Origin of the sequence: Thioalkalivibrio sp. ALE30, from assembly GCF_000377465.1 — a bacterium.
Classification (GTDB): Bacteria; Pseudomonadota; Gammaproteobacteria; order Ectothiorhodospirales; family Ectothiorhodospiraceae; genus Thioalkalivibrio.
In genome coordinates, this window is record NZ_KB898170.1 from 169,568 (window position 1) to 187,196 (window position 17,629).

Consider the following 17,629-nt stretch of genomic DNA (forward strand, 5'->3'; position numbering starts at 1 on the left):
CCGACGAAAGGAAACGCCCGGAATGGCCGACAACAACAACGTCTCCCGCCTGACCGACTACGACTCCCTGGACCCGCTTCGCGAGCAGTACCAGGAGAGCCTGATCACCACGCCGGTCCTGCGTCAGGAGCTGCGGGAGCACCACGTCGCGCTGCTGTGTATCGACCTCCAGTACCTGGATGCCGCGCGGGGCCACGGCGTGTTCGCGGATTCCGCCGAATCCGGTGTGCCGCTGGAGGCGCAGGAGTACTACTTCAACCGCCTCGAGCAGACCGTGCTGCCCAATGTGCGCCGCCTGCAGGACGCCTTTCGCGAAGAGGGGCTGGAGGTGATCCACACCCGCATCCGCTCGCTGACCCGCGACGGCCGCGACCGCAGCCCGGGCCACAAGCGCCTGAACCTGCACGCGGCTCCCGGCTCCAAGGACGCCGAGTTCGTCGAGCAGGTGGCCCCGGTGGGGGACGAGATCGTGCTGGACAAGACCGCCAGCGGGGTCTTCAACTCCACCAACCTGCACTACATCCTGCGCAACCTGAACATCTCCGCCTTGTTCATCGTGGGCGTGTACTCCAACGAGTGCGTCTCCACCGCCGTGCGGGATGCCTGTGACCTGGGCTTTTATGTCACCCTGATGGACGACGCCACGGCCACGGTGACGCCGGAGATGCAGAAGGCCACGATCACCACCATCAAGGACCGCTACGCCCGGGTGATGACCACTGACGAGGCGATCCGCGAGATCAAGAAGGTGCAGGAGGCCTCGTGACCGGTCTCGACGACCCCATCCTCCCGACCTCCATTGCCTGGGGGCTGCTGGCGGCGTTCAGCGTCCTCTGGGTGGTGCTGGGCTGGTGGCTGGGTCGTCGCAACAAGACCGCCGAGGACCACATGCTGGCGGGCCGCAATGTCGGCCTGGCGCTCGCCACCGCGACCGCGATGGCCACCTGGGTCACCGCCAATACCACGATGACTGCCCCGCAACTGGCGCTGCAGCTTGGTGTCTGGGGCATGCTCGGGTATTCGCTGGGTGCGCTGGGCCTGATCCTGTTCGCGCCGCTGGCGCGACGCATCCGCGAGCTGATGCCGCGCGGCTTCACCTCCGGGGACTTCATCCGCCTGCGCTTCGGCACCTTCACCTGGCGCGTGTTCCTGGTGGTCTCGCTGATCTACGCCTTTGGCTGGCTGGTCTCGATGGCGATGGCCGGCGGGGTGCTGATCAATGCCCTGGCCGGGATCGACTATCGCGTGGGCATGACCGTGATCCTGACCGTCTGCGTGATCTACACCCTGCTGGGCGGTCTGCGCGCGGTCATCGGGACCGACTTCATCCAGACGGTCATCATTGTCGCGGGCGCGGCGTTCATCGCCTGGCTGACCATCGACAAGGTCGGCTTCGAGGCGATCCACTTCAACCTGATGGAAGAGCGCCCGGAACTGCTGAGCCTGCTGTTCCCGGCCGCGATCATGTTCCTGTTCAACAACCTGCTGTTCGGCGTGGGCGAGATCTTCCACTCCAACGTCTGGTGGTCGCGCGCCTTCGCCTTCGGCCGCAACGTGGGCTTCCGCGCCTACCTGTTCGGTGGCCTGCTGTGGCTGCCGGTCCCGATCGTCGCCGGCTTCATCGCGCTGGCCACGCCGGCACTGGGGATCAACGTCCCCGCGGCGGACATGGTCGGGCCGCTGGTGGCCGCCGAGGTGCTGGGTCTCACCGGGGCGATCGTGGTGTTCATCGTGGTCTTCGCCGCGCTGGCCTCCAGTCTCGATTCGCTGCTGGCGGCCACGTCCGACCTGGTGACCCGCGACATCTATCGCGGCCACATCCGTCCGCGAGCCAGCGAGCAGCACCAGTTCCGCGCGACCAAGGTAATCGTGGTGCTGCTGGGTCTGCTGACCTGGCTGGCGGCCAGCTATCGCGGCGAGGTCCCGATCGTCGGCTCCCTGGCGGAGCTGCTGTACTTCACCGGGGCCTTCGTGGCCTCCGCGATCTGGCCGATCGTCGCCGGCCTGTACTGGAAGCAGGCGAACCCGCAGGGCGCCGCCTGGTCGATGATACTGGGGTCCGGTATCGGACTGGCCAGCTATTTCCTGATCGGGTTCTACGTCGCGGCCCTGGTAGGCGCGGCGGTCTCCCTGGCGGTGATGGTGCTGGCCACCTGGTTGGCCCCGCGCCCGTTCGACTGGGACCGCCTGGCCCGTGAAGACACTCATGCGATGGGGAGTCCCGCATGACGATCTCGACCACCGCCCTCTCCATCATCGTCGTGATCGCCACGCTGGTGGCGACCCTGACCCCGATCCTGTTGATCGCCCTGTTTATCCGCGACTGGAAAAAAGGACGCCTCTGGTGAACTACACCGAAGATCCCCTGCACGTGCTCCACCCGAAAGACGGCGCCGCCGGTACCGACCGGCCGCGGGCGTTGCTGGATGCGGTGGAGGAAGACCCGGATCCGCTGCTGAAGCTGGCCGCCGCACACGTGGTCTCCAGCCAGCAGTTCAACCGCGAGGAACTGCTGCAGCTGTTCCGGCTGGCCGCGCAGTACGAGACCACGCCTGCCCTGATGCACCTGCCACTGGCGGGCAAGATCCTGATCAGCGCGTTCTACGAGCCGTCCACCCGCACGCGGTTGTCGTTCGAGAGCGCCTGGCACCGGCTTGGCGGCGCGGTGATGTCGATCACCGACCCCAAGAGCACCGGCATCGCCAAGGGCGAGTCGCTGGCGGACATCGCCGAGATGTTCAACAACTACGGCGACGTGCTGGTGCTGCGCTCCTCCGATGGCGAGGCCGCGCACAACATGCTGGAGAACCTGCGCATCCCGCTGGTCAACGCCGGCAACGGCATCGACGAGCACCCGACCCAGGCGCTGGCGGACGTCTACACCCTGGCCAAGTGGCGCCCGGAGCTGTTTACCGGCCCGGTCGCCCCGGAGGACCGCATCAAGGTCGGCATCATCGGGGTGCCCTCGCGCATGCGTACGGTGCGCTCGCTGCTGCGCCTGCTGAGCCTGTTCCCCGAGGCGATCGAAGAGGTCGTGATCATCTCGCGCGAGGACGAGAACTTCGATCCCGGCCAGCGCGAGGAACTGGCGGAGGCCGGCCTGAACCTGCGCGTGGTGCACGAGCTGGACCCGGTGCTGCCGGAGCTGGACGTGGTGTACATCAACGCCATCGCCTGGGTGGGCGATACCTTCGAGTCCATGGGTGAGGGCCTGAAGCTGGACCGCAACTCCCCGCTGAAAAAGGGCGCGATCATCATGCACCCGCTGGCGCGCGGTGCGGAGCTGTCGACGGACCTCGATGACACCCCGCACAACTGGTACTTCGCCCAGGCGCGCGGGGCGGTGTTCGTGCGCATGGCGCTGCTGACCAGCGTGGTCCGCCGTATCAGCGCGGTCATGGACACCCCGGAAGACTGAACCTCGTAGTGAACTGAACCGCGAGTGGCGTGGCGCGCCGGAACGGACCGGGCCGCGCCCCGCTCGCACCGAACGGATAACCAAGGAGACATGCCATGTGTGGCATCGCCGGAATCTTTCACGCCGACCCGGACCGCAAGGTCGACCCGCAGACCCTGGTCAACATGGCCGCGATCCAGTATCACCGCGGTCCTGACGGCTTTGGCTACAAGACGCAGGACGACCGTGGTGTGGGATTCTCCCACGCGCGGTTGTCGATCATCGACCTCGACGAGAACCGCGGGCGCCAGCCGTTCTGCATGACCAACGGCGAGATTATGACCGCGGTTAACGGCGAGCTGTACGACTACAAGCGCATCCGCACCGATCTCACCTCGCGCGGGGTGAAGTTCCGCACCAAGAGCGATTCCGAGATGGTGATGCACCTGTACCAGCGCGAGGGGCTGGAGGACGCGGTGAAGCACTTTCGCGGGGAGTTCGCGATCTCGCTGTATGACCGCAAGCACGACCGGCTGATCCTGATCCGCGACCGCTTCGGCATCAAGCCGCTGTACTTCACCGAGGCCAACGGCAGTTTCGTGTTCGGCTCCGAACTGAAGGTGCTGTTCGCCAACCCCGATGTGCCGCGCCAGTTCTCCGATGATGGCCTGTACCACCAGCTGATGCAGACCATGGTGCCCGGCACCACCGCCTTCGAGGGCATCCAGCAGGTCAAGCCGGGCCACATGGTCATCGTCGAGCGCGCCCACGGCAAGCTGAAGATCCGCCAGGAGAAGTACTGGGACATGGACTTCCCGCTGGCCTCCGAGCGCCCGCCCGAGAGCGAGACCGACGAGAACTACTGGATCGAGGGCGTGCGCGAGAAGCTGATGGAGGCCGTCCAGCTGCGCCTGGAGGCCGACGTGCCGGTGGCCTGCTACCTCTCCGGCGGGATCGACTCCTGCATCACCCTGGGGCTGGCCTCGGCCAGCCAGCAGTCGCCGGTCAAGGCCTTCACCATCGGCTTCGACAACGACGACTACGACGAGACCGCGATCGCCCGCGAGATGGCCGAGAGTGTCGGCGCCGATCAGGACATCATGACCCTGAACGCCGACCACCTCTACGACAACTTCGAAGAGGCGCTGTGGCACGCCGAGCGCACCATCTACAACACCCTCGGCGTGGCCAAGCTCCTGATGAGCCGCCACGTGAACAAGGCCGGCTACAAGGTGGTGGTCACCGGCGAGGGCTCGGACGAGCTGTTCGGCGGCTACCCGGCGTTCCGCCGCGACATGTTCCTGCACGGGCTGGATACCCTGCCGGAGGCCGACCGTCAGGCCTGGCAGCAGATGCTGAACGAGTCCAACGAGCTGGTCTCCGGCGCGATGCTGGCCGAGGACGAGGTGGATGACCCCGAGTTCACCCGAATGATGGGCTTCACCCCGTCCTGCCTGCAGCCGTGGCTGGCCGCGTCTGACCACGTGCCGGGCCTGCTGCATCCGAAGCGCCGCGAGCGCATGCAGGGCTACCAGCCGGGCAAGGCGATCGCCGATGCCCTGGACAACGACATGCTGGAAGGCCGGCACCCGCTGGACAAGGCCCAGTACGTCTGGATCAAGACCATGCTGGAAGGCCAGATCCTGACCTGGGGCGGCGACCGCATGGACATGGCCAACTCGATGGAGGCGCGCCCGCCGTTCCTCGATCACCACCTGGCCGAGTTCGCCGCCCACCTGCCGCCGACCATGCGCATCAAGGGCCCGACCGAGAAGTACGTGCTGCGCGAATCGATGAAGGGCCTGCTGCCGAAGGTGCTCTACGAGCGCGAGAAGTTCGCGTTCATGGCCCCGCCGGCGCATACCGATCCGGTCAAGTGGGCGGCGATGAAGGCCCTGGCCGATCGCTACCTCGCGCCGGAGAAGGTCGAGGAGGCCGGTCTGCTGGATCCGGAGGGCGTGCGCCAAGTGTTCGAGCTGCACGAGTCCGAGGACACCCCGGCCGCGACCCAGGTCCAGCTGGACGCGGTGATCAACCACATGATCGGGGTGCAGGTGCTGTACGAGAAGTTCGTGGCCACCGACATCCCGGCGCTGGCACAGCAGAAGGCCGAGGAGTTCGGCTGGCACGCCTGATTGCCGATGAACGGTCAGAGGCCCGGGAGAGTCCTTCCGGTGCCACACGAGAAGGCCCCGCGGATCGACCATCCGCGGGGCCTTTCATTTGTGCTGCCCGAAATGCCCGATCCGGCATCGCCGGCGGTGATGACGAACGGGGCTTGGCCCGCCGGTCCCCGTGGAACCCCCCAGACACAAAAAAGCCGCCGGCCCCGGAGGGCGCGGCGGCGGATGGCCTCGCGGCCCCGAGGGGCCGGAAGCGGACGCCTTACAGGCTGTAGTACATGTCGAACTCGATCGGATGGGTGGTCATGCGCATCTGCGTGACGTCTTCCATCTTCAGGTCGATGTAGGCATCGATCATGTCGTCGGTGAACACGCCACCCTGGGTCAGGAACTCGCGGTCCTGGTTCAGGGCTTCCAGCGCCTGGTCCAGCGAATGGCAGACCTGCGGGATGCCCTTTTCCTCTTCCGGCGGCAGGTCGTAGAGGTTCTTGTCCATCGCGTCGCCGGGGTGGATCTTGTTCTGGATGCCGTCCAGGCCGGCCATCAGCATCGCGGCGAAGGCCAGGTAGGGGTTGGCGGTGGAGTCCGGGAAGCGCAGCTCGATCCGGCGCGCCTTCGGGTTCATCACGAACGGGATGCGCAGCGAGGCCGAGCGGTTACGGGCGGAGTAGGCCAGCATGACCGGCGCCTCGAAGCCCGGCACCAGACGCTTGTAGCTGTTGGTGGACGGGTTGGTGAAGGCATTCAGCGCGCGGGCGTGCTTGATGATGCCGCCGATGTAGTACAGCGCGGTCTCGGACAGGCCGCCGTAGAGGTCACCGGAGAACAGGTTCTTGCCGTCCTTGGACAGCGACTGGTGCACGTGCATGCCGGAGCCGTTGTCGCCGACGATCGGTTTGGGCATGAAGGTCGCGGTCTTGCCGTGGATGTGGGCCACGTTCTGCACCACGTACTTCAGGATCTGCACCTCGTCGGCCTTCTGCGTCAGGGTCGCCGGGCCCACGCCGATCTCGCACTGGCCGGCGGTGGCCACCTCGTGGTGGTGCACCTCGGTCTCCAGACCCATCTCGGTCATCACTTCGCACATGGTGGAGCGGATGTCGTGCAGGCTGTCGACCGGCGGGACCGGGAAGTAGCCGCCCTTCACGCCCGGGCGGTGCCCGATGTTGCCGTCCTCGTAGACGCGCTCGGAGTTCCAGGACGCCTCCTGGGAGTCCACGCGGCAGTAGGAACCGGACAGGCTGGTACCCCACTTCACGTCGTCAAAGATGAAGAACTCGTTCTCCGGACCGAACAGCGCGGTGTCCGCGATGCCGGTGCTCTGCAGGTAGGCCTCGGCGCGGCGCGCCAGGGAGCGCGGGCAGCGGTCGTAGCCCTGCATGGTGGCCGGCTCGACCACGTCGCAGCGGATGTTCATGGTCATGTCTTCGAAGAACGGGTCGATCACGGCCGACTCGGCGTCCGGCATCAGGATCATGTCGGACTCGTTGATCCCCTTCCAGCCGGAGATCGAGGAGCCGTCGAACATCTTGCCTTCCTCGAAGGTCTCTTCGTCGATGTCGTGGGCCGGCATGGTCACATGCTGTTCCTTGCCCTTGGAGTCGGTAAAGCGGAAGTCGACAAAGCGCACTTCCTTTTCCTTGATCTGGTTCAGCACGTCGGCTGCGGACATGGGGATCTCCTTGGTCTTCACTTGAGTCTTCGATTTTGGCCGGCCGGCCTGTTGGCCCCTGCACGGCTTCGTGGGTCATTATGCAGGCATCATGCCATCCGGCCCGATTCGGCCCGGGCGCGCGAAAAACGGGCACCCCGGGTGCCGCGCCGCCTCCCTTCTGCACCATCATGGTGCCGTATATGCACAAAGATGGTGCTTGCCGGGGTGTGCCGCACCTAATGAGTGCACGGACGATAGAGTAGCGTGACCTCGCCCAGCATGTCGCCCACCTGCGGGTGGGCGTGCAGCCGGTCAGCCAGGGCCCGGGCCCGCGCCTCCAGGTCCGGAGCAGCGGTTGCCCCGTCAAGGCGCAAGGTCAGCGTCATGTGCACCCGGCCGCCCAGGTAGTGCAGGGACAGGTGCTCCACCGCGTCCAGCTCCGGGGTGTCGGCCCAGGCCTCGCGCAGGGCCTCTACCAGAACCGGCCGTAACGGCAGCGTCGAACTGCGTGCCTGCTCCGCGTCATTCTCCGGGTCCACGTGCACCGTGATGTCGTTGACCCGGTCATGCTCGTCGGTCACCGAATGGAACACCGCATCGGCGATCCGATGCCCCTCGGAGACCGAGATCATCGGCGCGACCTGGATGTGCACATCGGCCACCACGTCGCTGCCGTGGCGCCGGGTGCGCAGCATGTGCGCATCCTTCACCCCGGGCACGTCCAGGATGGTGCGGTGAATGCGATCCACCTTTTCCGGCTCCAGCGCGGTGTCGATCAGCTCCGCCGCGGCGCGCACGATCAGGCGCCCGGCGATATGCAGGATGAACAGCGCCACGATCAGCGCCGCCAGGGCGTCCGCCCACGGGAAGCCGGCCACTGCCGCGCCCACGCCGGCCAGTACGAACAGCGACGAGATCGCATCCGTGCGGTGGTGCCAGGCATTGGCATCCAGCATCCGCGAGCGCAGGCGCTTCGCCACTCGATGGGTGTACTGGTACAGGCCCTCCTTCGCGACCAGGGTCAGCGCGGCAAAGAAGATGGCCATATTGGCGGGACCGGTCATGGCCTCGGGGTCGACCAGCCGGCTGCCGGCTGCCCAGGCGATCCCCAGCCCCGCGGCTGCCAGAAAGACCCCGACGATCACCGTTGCGAGGGTCTCGATGCGGGCATGGCCGTACGGGTGGTCCTGGTCGGGGGACGCCGCAGCCTTGCGCGCCGCGAACAGCACGACACCGTCGGTGATGAGGTCCGACAGCGTATGCACGCCGTCCGCGACCAGCGCCTGCGAGTTCAGAAGCCAGCCGCTGAGTAGCTGCGCGACGGCCAGAAAGCTGTTCACGGTCGCGCCCACCAGCGTCACTCGGCGGGTGTCGCGGTAGCGCTGACCGTTCTCCGCGGTCACCGTCGGCTCCGAATTGGCGTGCGGCTCGCTCAGGGCGGTTCTCCGAACCGGATCAAGCCTCCAGTATGGGCGCCTTCCCGGCTGGCGCAAAACCGACTGCCGCCACAGGGAAAGCGCCGACTCGCGCGGGCGTCTCCGCGTTTCGCGCTGACGCTGACGGTGGCCGAGGCTGGAGCCCGGCCGATATACTGTCCGCTTTGCCCTGACCCGGGATCCCGCATGGCGCACGAACGCACCCCGTCCAGCAGCAGCCCCACCTTCCAGGACCTGATCCGTCGCTTGCAGGACTACTGGAACGATCACGGCTGCGTGGTCCTGCAGCCCTACGACATGGAGATGGGCGCCGGTACCTTTCACCCGGCGACCTTCCTGCGCTCCATCGGTCCCGAGCCGTGGCGCGCCGCCTATGTGCAGCCCAGCCGGCGCCCGACCGATGGTCGCTATGGCGACAACCCCAACCGCCTGCAGCACTACTACCAGTTCCAGGTGCTGCTGAAGCCGTCGCCGCCGGACATCCAGGACCTCTATCTCGGTTCGCTGGAGGCGCTGGGTTTCGATCCGCTGACCCACGACATCCGCTTCGTCGAGGACAACTGGGAATCCCCGACCCTCGGCGCCTGGGGGCTGGGCTGGGAGGTCTGGCTGAACGGCATGGAGGTCACCCAGTTCACCTATTTCCAGCAGGTGGGCGGGCTCGACTGCCACCCGGTCTCCGGCGAGATCACCTACGGGCTGGAGCGTCTGGCGATGTACCTGCAGGGGGTGGAGAGCGTCTACGACCTGGTGTGGACCATCGGCCCGGACGGGCGCGCGGTCACCTACGGCGACGTCTATCACCAGAACGAGGTGGAGCAGTCCACCTACAACTTCGAGCACGCTGACCGCGACGCCCTGTTTGCCGCCTTTGATCAGCATGCGAACGAGAGCGACCGCATGATCGAGCTGGGCCTGCCGCTGCCGGCCTACGAACAGATGCTGCGTGCCTCGCACAGCTTCAACCTGCTGGATGCCCGCGGCGCGATCTCGGTCACCGAGCGCCAGCGCTACATCCTGCGTGTGCGCGAACTGTCGCGAAACGTCGCGCAGAAGTACTACGAGTCGCGCGAGGCCCTGGGCTTCCCGCTGTGCGCCGACGACGATACGAACAAGCCCGACGCCGCCTGAACCTATTTTCCGGACCGCGTGCCCTTGCGCGCGGTCGTGATGGACCCGAACTGGACTCGACATGGCTGAAGCCCGTGAACTGCTGATCGAACTGGGCACCGAGGAGCTGCCCCCCGCCGCCCTGCCGCGCCTGCGTGATGCCCTGGCCGATGGTCTGGCCAACCGGCTGAGCGAGGCCGGGCTGGCGCCGGGCGCGCCCGAGGTCTTCGCCACCCCGCGCCGGCTGGCGGTGCTGTTCCCGGACGTCCCGGGGCAGCAGCCGGACCAGCTCCAGGAGCGTCGCGGACCGGCCGTGGCCGCCGCCTTCGATGATGCCGGCGAGCCGACGAAAGCGGTGCTGGGCTTTGCCCGCTCCTGCGGCGTGGAGGTCGAGCGTCTGGAGCGCGAGACCACCGACAAGGGCGAGTACCTGGTCTTCCGCCAGATGCAGCCGGGCCGCGCCCTCGGCGAGCTGCTGCCGGAGATGCTGGAGGCCGCGCTCGAAGCCCTGCCCACGCCCAAGCGCATGCGCTGGGGCAGCAGCCGCACCGAGTTCGTGCGCCCCGCGCACTGGCTGGTGGTCCTGCACGGGACCGAGGTGCTGGAGATGACGGTGCTGGAACAGACCGCCGGGCGGGCCACGCATGGTCACCGCTTCCACCAGCCCGGCGCGCTGGAGCTGAAGCGCGGCAACGACTACGCCGAGCGGCTGCGCAGCCCCGGCTTTGTCGAGCCGTCGTTCGAGGCGCGGCGCGAAAACATCCTGGCCCAGGTGCACGAACAGGCCAAGGCCCTGGGCGGGCGCGCACTGGTGGATGCCGACCTGCTGGACGAGGTGACCGCACTGGTAGAGTGGCCGGTGGCCCTGACCGGCGGCTTCGACCCGCGTTTCCTGGATGTCCCGCAGGAGGCGTTGATCTCCACCATGCAGGACAACCAGAAATACTTCCCGGTGGTCGACGAGGCCGGGCGCATGCAGCCGCACTTCATCGTGATCAGCAATATCGAGTCGCGCGACCCGCACGCGGTGCGCGACGGTAACGAGCGCGTGCTGCGCCCGCGCTTCGCCGATGCCGAGTTCTTCTGGCAGCAGGACCGCAAGAAGCGTCTGGAGGAACGGCTGGATGCGCTGGACTCCGTGGTGTTCGAGAAGCGCCTGGGCACGCTGCGCGACAAGTCCGTGCGGCTGGAGGCCCTGATGCAGCGCCTGGCCGGCCTGATGGGGCTGGATGCCGGGCTGGCCGCGCGCGCCGCGCGCCTGGCCAAGTGCGATCTGGTGACCCAGATGGTCTTCGAGTTCACCGAACTGCAGGGCACGATGGGCCGCTACTACGCCCTGCACGACCGCGAGGACGAATCCGTCGCGGCTGCAATCGAACAGCACTACTGGCCGCGCCAGTCCGGTTCGGAACTGCCGGATGTCCCGCTGGCCCAGGCCCTGGCGCTGGCGGACCGGCTGGATACGCTGGTCGGGATCTTCGCGATCGGCAAGCAGCCCACCGGCACCAAGGACCCGTTCGCCCTGCGCCGCGCCGCGCTGGGGCTGGTGCGCATCCTGGTCGAGCGCGAACTGCCGCTGGCCCTGACCCCGCTGCTGCAGGCCGCGGCCGAGCCGATCCGCGAACGGGTGCCGGAGGCCGACCAGGCGGTGGAACCGGTCCGCGAATACATCCTGGAGCGCCTGCGCGGCTACCTGCTGGAGCAGGGTCAGGCACACGAGACCATCGAGGCGGTGGCCGCGGTCGCGCCCGATACCCCGCTGGACTTCGTCCGCCGCGTGCGCGCGGTCAGCCTGTTCCGCGAGCGCCCGGAGGCCGAGGCCCTGGCTGCGGCGAACAAGCGCATCCACAACCTGCTGCGCAAGGCCGGGGAGGAGGCCGAGGCCGACCTCGACCCCGAGGCCCTCGCGCTGGACGAGGAGCGCCAGCTCTACCAGGGCCTGCAGGCGGTGCGTCCCGGCGTCGAGCAGGCGGTGGCCGATGGTGACTACCTGCACGCCCTGGGCGAGCTGGCGGGCCTGCGCGATCGCGTCGATACCTTTTTCGACCAGGTGATGGTGATGGCCGAAGATGCCGCCGAGCGGCGCAACCGTCTGGCTCTGCTGCGTGAACTGCGCCGCGCGTTCGAGACCGTGGCCGACATCGGCCGCCTGGCCACGGGATAGCGCCGCCGCATGCTGCCCCTGATCCGCGGTCTGCTGTTCCAGCTCGGGTTCATCGGCTCGATGCTGGTCTTCGGCGTGCTGGTGCCACCGCTGATCTGGCCGTTCTCGCGCCGCATCCGCTACCGGGTGCTGACGCAGTGGGGGCGCTTCAATGTCTGGTGGCTGCGGGTGACCTGTGGCGTGGACTACCGGGTGCGCGGCGCCGAACACATCGATGCGTCGCGCCCGCATGTGGTGCTGTCCAAGCATCAGTCGGCCTGGGAGACCGTCGCCTTCGTCGCGATCTTCCCGATGCAGACCTGGGTGCTCAAGCGCGAGCTGATGCGCATCCCGGTCTTTGGCTGGACGCTGGCGATGATCGATCCGGTGCCAATCGACCGCGAAGGCGGGCGCCAGGCGCTGGAGAATCTGGTCACCGAGGGCCGGCAGCGCCTCGACGCGGGCCGCTGGGTGATCGTGTTCCCCGAGGGCACGCGCGTGGCCCCGGGCGAACACGGGCGCTACCGCCAGGGCGGCGCGATGCTGGCCGCGCGCACCGGTTACCCGGTGCTGCCGGTGGCGCTCAACAGTGGCAGCTTCTGGCCGAAGAAAGGCATCCGCCGCTACCCCGGCACCATCGAGGTGGTGATCGGCCCGCCGATCGAGACCGCCGGGCGCAAGCCGGTGGAGGTGCTGGCCGAGGCCGAAGAATGGATCGAGACCACCATGGCCGGGATCGAGCCGCGTCCCGCCCGTCCGTCATCGGAGCCCGCACATGGCGAATGAACCCGTGATCAGCGCGCCGCTGGTCGAACTGCGTGACCGGACCATTTACCGCATCGGGGATGGTTCGCCGGCGGTCTGGCTGATCGACGACCTCGAGCTGGGCGGGATCCTGGTCAACGCGCCGGCGTATTCGGAACCCCTGTTGGCGGCGATCCGGGCCATCACCAGGCCCGCCTACCTGTTCCTGCCCAGCCGCCATGGGGCACAGGACCTGGAGGCCTGGCGGGCGGCTGGCCTCGAGACCCTGGCGTTCGAGGCGGAGGCCCCGGCGATCCGCGCGGCCGGCGGCGAGATCGATATCGCCTTCAACCGCAAGCAGCGCCTTTCGCGCACCATCGATTTCCTGCCGATGGCCGGGGTGACCGAGGGCACCTGTGCCCTGCGCCTGAAGAACCTGCCGGGAGTCGTGTTCTTTGGCCCGGCGCTGGCACCCGGGGCGGATGGCTGGCCCACGCTGACCCAGAATCCGGAGGACCATTCCTTCGAGGCGCGCCTGTTCGGCGCCCTGGGCGTGAAGGACCTGAAGTTTGCCTACGCCTTCTGTGATCGCTTCGACCCGGCGAGCACGCAGTATGGCCCGGACGCCGACCAGCACATCCAGGCCCGCATCGAGGCGGTATTCGACGAATAGCATCTTCGTAGGGGTTGGGTTGTCTTGGCCTGTAGGAGGCCAGCCCTCTGGCCGATGAGGTCGGGCCGCGCCGTATCGCTCAGGGGGCTGAGCTCCCACAGGGCAGGACGGAACCTGTGGCTGCAGGGGTCACGGAGCGAGCCGTGTATGGCGGTCAGGCGCGGGCGATCAGGCTCTGGATTACGTGGCCGGCGGCGGTCAGGCCGAAGATCGCGGGCAGGTAGGAGATCGTGCCGTTGACCGAACGCGGCCGGCCGCCGTCCCCCACCGGGCGGTGTTCGGTGCCCTTGCGCGGCTGTTCGATGGAGAACACCACGGGGTAGTCGAGATGCGCGCCCAGGCGCCGCAGGCGCTTGCGCATCTGGCGCGCGAGCGGGCACACGCGCGTCCCCGCCAGCGGCCCCACGCGCACGGCGGTGGGGTCGATGCGCCCGCCGGCCCCCATGCTCGAGATCACGCCCTGCCCGCGCGCCTGGGCCGTCGCGACCAGCGCGGCCTTGCAGACGATGGAGTCGATCGCGTCGAGCACGAAGTCGGCATCCTCCGGGACCAGGTCGCCGACGGTATCGGGCTGGAGGAAGTCGTGGCGGATCGTGAGCTCGATGTCGGGATCGATGTCGTGGATGCGGTTCGCCATGATCTCGGTCTTGGGTCGGTCCACGGTGGAGCGCAGCGCGACCAGCTGGCGATTCAGGTTGGAGGCGCCCACCACGTCGTGATCCGCCAGGGTCATGCGACCGACGCCGGCGCGGGCGATGGCCTCGGCGGCGTAGCTGCCGACCCCGCCGAGACCGGCGATGAACACATGCCGGTCCCGCAGGCCGGCCGCAACCTCGTGCCCCAGCAGCAGGTCGGTCCGTTCGGTGTAGGGATTGTGGGGGGCGGCGGGACTCATGCGTCGGGACCGGTCGGAAGCCGGAGGACCCGGCGTGCGTTTTGTGACGTAATTATAGCCATCTCTTCGGGATCCATGTCCCGCAGGGCCGCGAGCCGGCGATTGACCTCGGCCGTCATCGCCGGTTCGTTGCGCTCACCCTGATGTCCGGCCAGGGGCTGATCGGGTGCATCGGTCTCCACCACCAGGGTCTCCAGCGCCGCGTCGCGCACCACGCGGTGCAGCTTCTTCGCCCGCTCGAAGGTCACCGGGCCGCCGATGCCCAGGCAGAAGCCCAGGTCGGCCGCCTGGCGGGCCTGCTGCGGGCTTCCGATGAACGCATGCAGGATGCCGGTCAGGCCTGGTTGCTGGCGCAGGCCCTTCAGCACCGCGTCCAGCGCGCGCCGGCTGTGGATAATCACCGGCAGGTCGCGTTCGCGCGCGATGGCCAGCTGCCGCGTGTAGAACCGCCACTGGCGGTCCCAGTCGAGACCCTCCTGATAGCCGTCCAGCCCGATCTCGCCGACCGCAATGGTCTCGGGGTGCGTGTCCAGCCAGGCCTCCAGCGCGTCGAGGTCCGCGTCCGCATGGTCCTGCAGGAAGATCGGGTGCAGGCCGTAGGCGACATGCAGGCCCGCGTGCTGGCGGTACAGGGCCTCCAGGTCCGGCCAGCGTGCCCGCGTAACGCCGGGCAGGACCAGCTCCTGAACCCCGGCGGCGCGGGCGCGGTCCAGCACGGCCGGGCGATCCGGATCGAACGCGTCCAGGTCCAGGTGGACATGCGTATCGATCAGGTTCATGGGGGGTGGCTGGCCTACGGACAGGGGTAGGTATAGCGGTCGTGGATGGCCTCGATGGCCTCCAGCACGGCGTCGGACAGGGTGATGTCCACGGTCGCGATGTTCTCGCGCAGCTGCTCCATGGTGGTCGCCCCGATCAGGTTGCTGGTCACGAAGGGCTGCTGGTTGACGAAGGCCAGCGCCAGCTGGGACGGGGTCAGGCCATGTTCGTGCGCCAGACGTGCGTACTCCGCGGTGGCGGCCAGGCCGGATTCGTTGCTGTAGCGCTGGAAGCGCTCGAACAGCGTCAGGCGTGCCCCCGCAGGCTTTGCCCCGTCCAGGTACTTGCCGGAGAGCATGCCGAAGGCCAGCGGCGAGTAGGCCAGCAGGCCGGCATCCTCGCGGATGGCCATCTCGGCCAGCCCGGCCTCGAAGCTGCGGTTGAGGAGGTTGTAGGGGTTCTGGATGGAGACGATGCGCTCGGACAGGCCACGGTCATGGGCGCGGATCCACTCCATGAAGCCCCACGGGGTCTCATTCGAGATGCCGATGGTGCGCACGCGGCCGCTCTCGACCACCGCCTTCAGTGCCGCCGCGGTCTCCTCGATCGGGGTCGCGGCATCATCCGGCTTGTGGGCGTAGCCGAGCTGGCCGAAGAAGTTGGTGGCGCGCGCCGGCCAGTGGACCTGGTACAGATCCAGGTAGTCGGTCTGCAGGCGCCGGAGGCTGTCGTTCAGGGCCTGCTCGATGTGTTCGCGATTCAGCTGCGGACCGCCGCGCAGGTAGTCGATCATGCCGGGGCCGGCGACCTTGCTGGCCAACACCACCTGATCGCGGTTGCCGCGCTTGGCCAGCCAGTTGCCGATGTAGCTCTCGGTCAGGCCCTGGGTCTCCGCGCGCGGCGGGACCGGGTACATCTCGGCGGCATCGATCAGGTTTACGCCCTGGTCGAGGGCGTAGTCCAGCTGCTCGTGGGCCTCGGCCTCGGTGTTCTGCTCGCCCCAGGTCATGGTGCCCAGGCCAATCAGGCTGACCTCGATCTCGGTGCGTCCCAGTTTGCGGTATTGCATGCGGTCCCCTTGGCGGTTCAGGTGAACAGGGTCAGGACCCCGGTATAGCCGTACAGGCGGTTGGCGAAGATCTCGCCGTTGGCGAAGAAGCCGACCAGGGGCACGTCGCCCAGGTGTTTCTGCACGATGCCCAGTTCCGTGCCTTCCTGGGCGAACTGGTGGCGCCCGCGCCCCACGCAGGAGACATAGATCGCGCCGCGAATCCCGTTGGGCGCCTGGGCGCGGATCTGCTCCAGCATGCGCTCGAGGTCCTCGATGGCCGCCTGGCCGTCGCGGCGCACGAACAGGATCTGCGAGCCCGGCTCGAGCATCTCGCCGACGGCCAGCACCTGCTGGTCCAGGTCGATCCCGATGATGTTGCGCACGCGGTAGTCGCCGGTGTCCGACCCCGGGATCGGAAAGCCCACCAGGATGTAGCCCAGCGCCCGCTCCAGGTCGCGCGACAGCACATCGCCGATGATGCCCTTGAACGCCGGCAGGGCCTGCTGGCCGTCCAGGCGCACGATAATATTGCGCCAGGTCTCGGTCAGCTCGTGCTGGCCCGGGAGTGGCGTGCAGCCCTGGCTGTGGCGTGCGGCGATCGCGACATCGTCGCGCAGCGCCAGCCCGGTGATGCCGGAGGCGGCGACGCCGTCGGCGATCTGCACCACGCCGTCGTCCCCGGAGTTGACGCCGCCGGTCGCGAACCAGGCGGTGCGCTCGCCGATCTCGGTCAGGATGCCCTCCAGCCCTTCCATGCGCGGGTCGGCGTTGAGGATCAGCCGGCCCGGGGTCTGCGGGTCGAGGAACCCGTCGAGTTCCTTCACGAGCTCGTCGAAGCCGCGCACCGGGTGATAGATCACGCGGACGCTGGAGGCCGGAAACTCGCCGATCATCAGGGTCGCGCCGGTCTGTTCGTAGAGCTCGTCGTGCGGGCCGATCACGGCCATGGCCATGCCGCCGACAAAGTGATCCACCCCCAGCCCCTCGCGCAGGTGTTTCAGCAGGGTGCGGGCGTGGCGGCTGAGCGCGTCGGACAGGTAGATGAAACCGACCCGCACCTGATCCCCGGTGCGCGGCGGCTGTTCGCCCAGCTCGGCGATCAGGGCGTCGGCCAGGGCCCGGGGTTCCTCGCCGCGGGCGGTGGCACTGCGAAAGGCATTGGTCATAAACCGAGTTGCTCCAGCATGCTGAGGGCCTCGTTGTCGTCGACCGGCAGGCCGGGGTGCGCGTCCAGGCCGCCGTCTTCGGTGAAGACCAGACGGGCGTGGTGGCGGGTGTCCAGTTCTTCCAGGAACCAGGCGATCTCCGAGGGATGCACCGCGTGTTCCCCGCGCTGCAGGTGGCGCACGAGGATGGCGTCCTCGCGCACATCGAGAAACAGGGGCTGCGGCAGCTCCAGTGGCAGGATATGGGTCTGCACCAGCCACTCCACGGGGCTCGGCCGCCGCCGTGGCAGCGGGCGGCTGTCGATGCGGAAGTGCCCGCCGCCGCCCGGCTGCTTCAGGAGCTCCTCCAGCCAGTCGCCGGTGAAGCCCTGGTGAACGATCAGCGAGCGACCGGTGTAGCGGCCGCGAAAGCGCTCCATCTGCTGGGCCGGCCGCGGCCCGAAGAGTCCGAACACGCCTACTCCGTCCTGTCCGTTAA

The 17,629-nt window shown here is 68.0% G+C and carries 16 protein-coding genes; 9 read left to right on the top strand and 7 right to left on the bottom strand.

From position 1 onward, the window contains the following. Positions 1-22: 22 nt before the first annotated feature. The 5 genes from D107_RS0105740 (at position 23) to asnB (ending at position 5,532) form a co-directional block, all read left to right on the top strand. A complete protein-coding gene (locus D107_RS0105740) occupies positions 23-766 on the top strand; it encodes a cysteine hydrolase family protein (RefSeq protein ID WP_018867658.1) in 744 nt (247 codons plus the stop codon). After that, a complete protein-coding gene (locus tag D107_RS0105745; protein ID WP_018880962.1) occupies positions 763-2,229 on the top strand; it encodes a sodium:solute symporter family protein in 1,467 nt (488 codons plus the stop codon). Before D107_RS0105740 ends, D107_RS0105745 begins: the two co-directional genes overlap by 4 nt. Then, positions 2,226-2,348 (top strand): hypothetical protein, encoded by a 123-nt coding sequence (locus tag D107_RS14235; RefSeq protein WP_018876760.1) that lies wholly within the window; start codon positions 2,226-2,228, stop codon positions 2,346-2,348. Before D107_RS0105745 ends, D107_RS14235 begins: the two co-directional genes overlap by 4 nt. After that, on the top strand, positions 2,345-3,418 hold the full coding sequence (locus D107_RS0105755; protein WP_018867661.1) for an aspartate carbamoyltransferase: 1,074 nt from the start codon (positions 2,345-2,347) through the stop codon (positions 3,416-3,418). Before D107_RS14235 ends, D107_RS0105755 begins: the two co-directional genes overlap by 4 nt. 95 nt (positions 3,419-3,513) lie before the next feature. Beyond that, positions 3,514-5,532, top strand: coding sequence for an asparagine synthase (glutamine-hydrolyzing) (asnB, locus tag D107_RS0105760; RefSeq protein ID WP_018880963.1), 2,019 nt, complete (start codon positions 3,514-3,516; stop codon positions 5,530-5,532). A gap of 250 nt (positions 5,533-5,782) precedes the next feature. Here the strand turns inward: asnB and glnA are convergent, their stop codons facing one another. Next, positions 5,783-7,192, bottom strand: coding sequence for a glutamate--ammonia ligase (gene glnA / locus D107_RS0105765; protein WP_018867663.1), 1,410 nt, complete (start codon positions 7,190-7,192; stop codon positions 5,783-5,785). A gap of 218 nt (positions 7,193-7,410) precedes the next feature. After that, positions 7,411-8,577, bottom strand: a complete 1,167-nt coding sequence (locus D107_RS0105770) for a cation diffusion facilitator family transporter (RefSeq protein WP_018880964.1) — start codon at positions 8,575-8,577, stop codon at positions 7,411-7,413. Between the two features lie 219 nt (positions 8,578-8,796). Here D107_RS0105770 and glyQ point away from each other — a divergent pair, with 219 nt between their 5' ends. From glyQ to D107_RS0105790, 4 genes are all read left to right on the top strand, one after another. Beyond that, positions 8,797-9,741 (top strand): glycine--tRNA ligase subunit alpha, encoded by a 945-nt coding sequence (gene glyQ / locus D107_RS0105775; protein ID WP_018880965.1) that lies wholly within the window; start codon positions 8,797-8,799, stop codon positions 9,739-9,741. Positions 9,742-9,802: 61 nt separating this feature from the next. Next, a complete protein-coding gene (gene glyS, locus D107_RS0105780) occupies positions 9,803-11,884 on the top strand; it encodes a glycine--tRNA ligase subunit beta (RefSeq protein WP_018880966.1) in 2,082 nt (693 codons plus the stop codon). Between the two features lie 9 nt (positions 11,885-11,893). Next, the gene (locus D107_RS0105785) at positions 11,894-12,649 is read left to right on the top strand and encodes a 1-acyl-sn-glycerol-3-phosphate acyltransferase (RefSeq protein ID WP_018876755.1); all 756 of its coding nucleotides are present in this window, start codon (positions 11,894-11,896) and stop codon (positions 12,647-12,649) included. Then, a complete protein-coding gene (locus D107_RS0105790) occupies positions 12,639-13,280 on the top strand; it encodes a hypothetical protein (protein WP_018880967.1) in 642 nt (213 codons plus the stop codon). Before D107_RS0105785 ends, D107_RS0105790 begins: the two co-directional genes overlap by 11 nt. 154 nt (positions 13,281-13,434) lie before the next feature. Here the strand turns inward: D107_RS0105790 and D107_RS0105795 are convergent, their stop codons facing one another. From D107_RS0105795 to D107_RS0105815, 5 genes are read right to left on the bottom strand one after another with little or no spacing between them, the layout of a single operon-like run. Then, positions 13,435-14,175 (bottom strand): ThiF family adenylyltransferase, encoded by a 741-nt coding sequence (locus D107_RS0105795; protein ID WP_018880968.1) that lies wholly within the window; start codon positions 14,173-14,175, stop codon positions 13,435-13,437. Beyond that, positions 14,172-14,954, bottom strand: coding sequence for a TatD family hydrolase (locus tag D107_RS0105800; RefSeq protein WP_018876752.1), 783 nt, complete (start codon positions 14,952-14,954; stop codon positions 14,172-14,174). Before D107_RS0105800 ends, D107_RS0105795 begins: the two co-directional genes overlap by 4 nt. Before the next feature lie 14 nt (positions 14,955-14,968). Continuing rightward, on the bottom strand, positions 14,969-16,003 hold the full coding sequence (locus D107_RS0105805; protein ID WP_018867671.1) for an NADP(H)-dependent aldo-keto reductase: 1,035 nt from the start codon (positions 16,001-16,003) through the stop codon (positions 14,969-14,971). 17 nt (positions 16,004-16,020) lie between these two features. Next, positions 16,021-17,151 (bottom strand): FIST C-terminal domain-containing protein, encoded by a 1,131-nt coding sequence (locus tag D107_RS0105810; RefSeq protein ID WP_018880969.1) that lies wholly within the window; start codon positions 17,149-17,151, stop codon positions 16,021-16,023. Next, complete coding sequence (locus tag D107_RS0105815) at positions 17,148-17,606, bottom strand: hypothetical protein (protein WP_018880970.1); 459 nt, start codon at positions 17,604-17,606, stop codon at positions 17,148-17,150. The genes D107_RS0105810 and D107_RS0105815 overlap by 4 nt, the downstream gene beginning before the upstream one ends. Positions 17,607-17,629: the final 23 nt, after the last annotated feature.